The following is a 3354-nucleotide window of genomic DNA, read 5'->3' as shown; positions in this document are numbered from 1 at the left end:
TGATCAATACCTTGGCCAAGGTAGTGCGCCGCGTACTGACCGTGCGCCAGTTCGAGACCACCTGTTCAACTATGCCAGCTCGGCCATGCACGTGATCCTGCGCATCTTGCTGGTGATGGCATCCTGGGAAGTCTGCGGCGTCCCCACCACTTCGTTTGCCGCCGTCATCGGCGCGGTCGGCGTGGCGCTGGGCGTGGCCTGGTCGGGCCTGCTGTCGAACTTCGCGGCCGGTATCTTCCTGGTGGTGCTGCGCCCCTTCAAGGTAGGCGACTACATCACCGCGGCCGGCCAGACCGGTTCGGTGTCCGACATTGGACTGGTGACCACCATCATCACCACCGACAACAACCTGCGCGTGATCATCGGCAACAACAAGCTGTTCTCGGAAAACATCATCAACTACAACGTCAATGCCACCCGCCGTACCGACCTGCGTTGCCAGATTGCCTACAGTGTTGATCCGCAGCAAGCCATCGCCAAGCTGACCGACCGCATCACCGCCATCCCCAACGTGTTGCAGACGCCGGCGCCGGGCATCGTGATCCAGGAATTCAATGCTACCGGCACTCTGATCGCCATCCGCGTGCACGCGCCCACGCCCAATTTCGGCCAGGTCTACAACGATGTGCAGAACGCCATCGCCGAGGTCTGCCTGAAGCAAGGCTGGCCGGCCCCGGCCACCTACCAGGTGGCGGTACCGCTGGCGCAGCCGCCGCAAAGCTGAGGCCAATGCCCCACACTGCCGGTCTCGGGCGCTGCCGGACCGGCTTTTGCCGCCCCAGGGTGGGCCTGGCAAGGTACAATGGCGGGTTGGAACGCATTTCCGTCCAGTAACCGTGCATCAGAGCGACTCGCCCGTGACCACCCATTCCAACACCTCCACCCCTACCGCAGCCGTCAAGGCTTACCTGCAAGACCTGCAAGAGCGCATCGTCGCGGCCCTGGAAGCGGCCGATGGCAAGTCCTTCCTGTCGGATTCCTGGCAACGCCCGGAAGGCGGCGGCGGCACCTCGCGCCTGCTGGAGGAAGGGAACCTGCTGGAGCGCGGCGGCGTGGGCTTCTCGCACGTGATGGGCCAGAAGCTGCCGCCCTCGGCTGCGGCCAACCGCCCGCAACTGGCCGGCCGCGCCTGGGAAGCCATGGGGGTGTCGCTGGTGCTGCATCCGCGCAATCCCTATGTGCCGACCGTCCACATGAATGTGCGCTTCTTCACCACCCATGCCGAGGGCGAAGAGCCGGTCTGGTGGTTCGGCGGCGGCATGGACCTCACGCCTTACTACGGTGTGAAGGAAGATGCATGTCACTTCCACCGCACCTGCCGCGCTGCCCTCCAGCCCTATGGCGAAGACCTGTATCCGCGCTTCAAGGCCTGGTGTGATGAATATTTTTACCTGAAACACCGCAAGGAACCGCGTGGCGTGGGTGGCATCTTCTTCGATGACTTCAACGCCCTGCCCTTCGAGCAAGCCTTTGCCATGCAGCGTAGCGTGGGCGACGCCTTCCTGGAGGCCTACCTGCCCATCGTGGCGGCCCGCCGCGACACCCCCTATGGCGAGCGCGAGCGTGACTTCCAGGCTTATCGCCGCGGGCGTTACGTGGAATTCAACCTGGTCTTCGACCGTGGCACGCTGTTCGGGCTGCAATCGGGGGGCCGTACCGAGTCCATCCTGATGTCCATGCCGCCGCTGGTGAAATGGCGCTATGACTGGCATCCCGAACCCGGCAGCCCGGAAGCTGCGCTGTATTCGGACTTCCTGGTACACAAGGAATGGCTGTAATGGCGCCGCCTGCGGCGCCACGCTGCATTGCCGTGCTCGGCGGCAGCTTCGATCCGGTGCACAATGGTCATGTGCGCCTGGCCGAGCACTTCGTGCAACTGCTGCAACCGGATGAGCTGCGCGTCATTCCCACCGGCAATCCCTGGCAGAAGCATGGCTTGCAGGCGGCGCCGGCCGATCGCGTGGAAATGGTCAGGCTGGCCTTCGACCGCCAGCAGGTACCGGTGGTGATCGATGAACAGGAAATTCGCCGCGCCAGCGCCACCTACACCATCGACACCCTGCGTGCGCTGCGCGCCGAGCTGGGGCCGGCAGTGTCCATCGTGTTCCTGATGGGCGCCGACCAGTTGCAGCACCTGGACACCTGGCAACACTGGCAAGAACTGTTTGACCTGGCGCACCTGTGCGCCGCCTCCCGGCCCGGCTTCGAGCTGGCCGACGCGCACGTGCCGCCGGCCGTGAGAGAAGAATTCAAGCGGCGCAACGCTGCGCCGCAAGACATCCGCAGCACCCCGCACGGATACGGCTACCTGGCCTTAGGGCTGGCGGTCGATATTTCATCGACTGAAATCCGTGCCCAGCTGCAACGCGGCACCCGACCCGATTCGCTGATCCCGGGCAGGGTGCTAGACTATATCGAACAACAACATCTGTACCGAAATTAAACCAATGGACATCAAAAAACTGCAAACCCTGGTCGTGGACGCCCTGGAAGACGTCAAGGCCCAAGAAATCCGCATCTATGACACCACGCACCTGACCAGCCTGTTCGACCGTGTGGCCATTGCCTCCGGTACCTCGAACCGCCAGACCAAGGCGCTGGCTGCCTCCGTGCGCGACAAGGTCAAGGCCAAGGGCGGCAACGTCGTCAGCATCGAAGGCGAAGACACCGGCGAATGGGTGCTGGTCGACCTGGGTGACATGATCGTGCACATCATGCAGCCGGCCATCCGTACCTACTACCGCCTGGAAGAAATCTGGGGTGACAAGGAAGTCAAGCTGGGTGCAGCCAAGCGCACCGGCACCTCGGCGGCCGCCAAGCGCGCCGCCGCCGACGAAGCCCCGGTCCCCAAGACCCGCCGTACCCGCGCCCAGGCTGAGGCGGTCGAAGCCAGCCAAGCCCTGGACGATGATGAGGACGCACCGAAGAAGCCGGCCCGCAAGCCGCGCACGACCACTGCGACCACCACCGGTACCCGCGCTGCCACCGGGTCGACCCGCACTACCCGTACCACTGGCACCAAGACCACCACCACCCGTGGCACCGCTGCCGGCAGCAAGACCACCACGACCAAGGCCGCCACCACCCGCAAGGCGGCTGCGCCCAAGACCCCGACCGGCAAGACCGTGCGCGTGGCGCCGGCCAAGAGCGAGACCGCCAAGAAGCCGGCCGCCAAGCGTTCCAGCAAGGCTTGATGCAGCTGGTCATCGCCGCCGTCGGCCACAAGATGCCGGCGTGGATCGAGACCGGCTTCCAGGAGTACGCCAAGCGTATGCCCCCGGAATGCCGGATCATCCTCAAGGAAATCAAACCCGTCGAGCGCTCCGGCAGCCGCACGGCCGAGACCGTGATGGC

4 protein-coding genes and 1 pseudogene are annotated in these 3354 nt (G+C 64.7%); all 5 read left to right on the top strand.

Going from position 1 to position 3354, the window contains the following annotated elements; all coding sequences use genetic code 11:
* Positions 1–724: pseudogene (locus I5W_RS20615) on the top strand (mechanosensitive ion channel family protein); the annotation flags it as partial.
* Between the two features lie 133 nt (positions 725–857).
* Entirely contained in the window at positions 858–1778 is a 921-nt protein-coding gene (hemF, locus tag I5W_RS20610) for an oxygen-dependent coproporphyrinogen oxidase (protein ID WP_026052056.1), read from the top strand.
* Positions 1778–2443 carry a nicotinate-nucleotide adenylyltransferase gene (locus I5W_RS20605; RefSeq protein ID WP_017452205.1) on the top strand — a complete coding sequence of 222 codons (666 nt, stop codon included), beginning with the start codon at positions 1778–1780 and terminating at the stop codon, positions 2441–2443. The genes hemF and I5W_RS20605 overlap by 1 nt, the downstream gene beginning before the upstream one ends.
* 4 nt (positions 2444–2447) lie before the next feature.
* A complete protein-coding gene (gene rsfS, locus I5W_RS20600; RefSeq protein ID WP_044530629.1) occupies positions 2448–3194 on the top strand; it encodes a ribosome silencing factor in 747 nt (248 codons plus the stop codon).
* Positions 3194–3354 (top strand): 23S rRNA (pseudouridine(1915)-N(3))-methyltransferase RlmH (locus I5W_RS20595; protein ID WP_044530628.1); only part of this gene is annotated, 161 nt, incomplete at its 3' end. The genes rsfS and I5W_RS20595, both read left to right, overlap by 1 nt.

Source organism: Herbaspirillum sp. B65, from assembly GCF_000333555.1.
In the GTDB taxonomy this organism is placed as follows: domain Bacteria; phylum Pseudomonadota; class Gammaproteobacteria; order Burkholderiales; family Burkholderiaceae_D; genus Herbaspirillum; species Herbaspirillum rubrisubalbicans.
This window is presented reverse-complemented; position numbering and strand designations above follow the sequence as displayed.

What these genes read in the sequence shown, in the direction of transcription:
- I5W_RS20605 (WP_017452205.1), top strand. Translation starts at nt 1,778, where the DNA reads ATGGCGCCGCCTGCGGCGCCACGCTGCATTGCCGTGCTCGGCGGCAGC.
- rsfS (WP_044530629.1), top strand. Translation starts at nt 2,448, where the DNA reads ATGGACATCAAAAAACTGCAAACCCTGGTCGTGGACGCCCTGGAAGAC.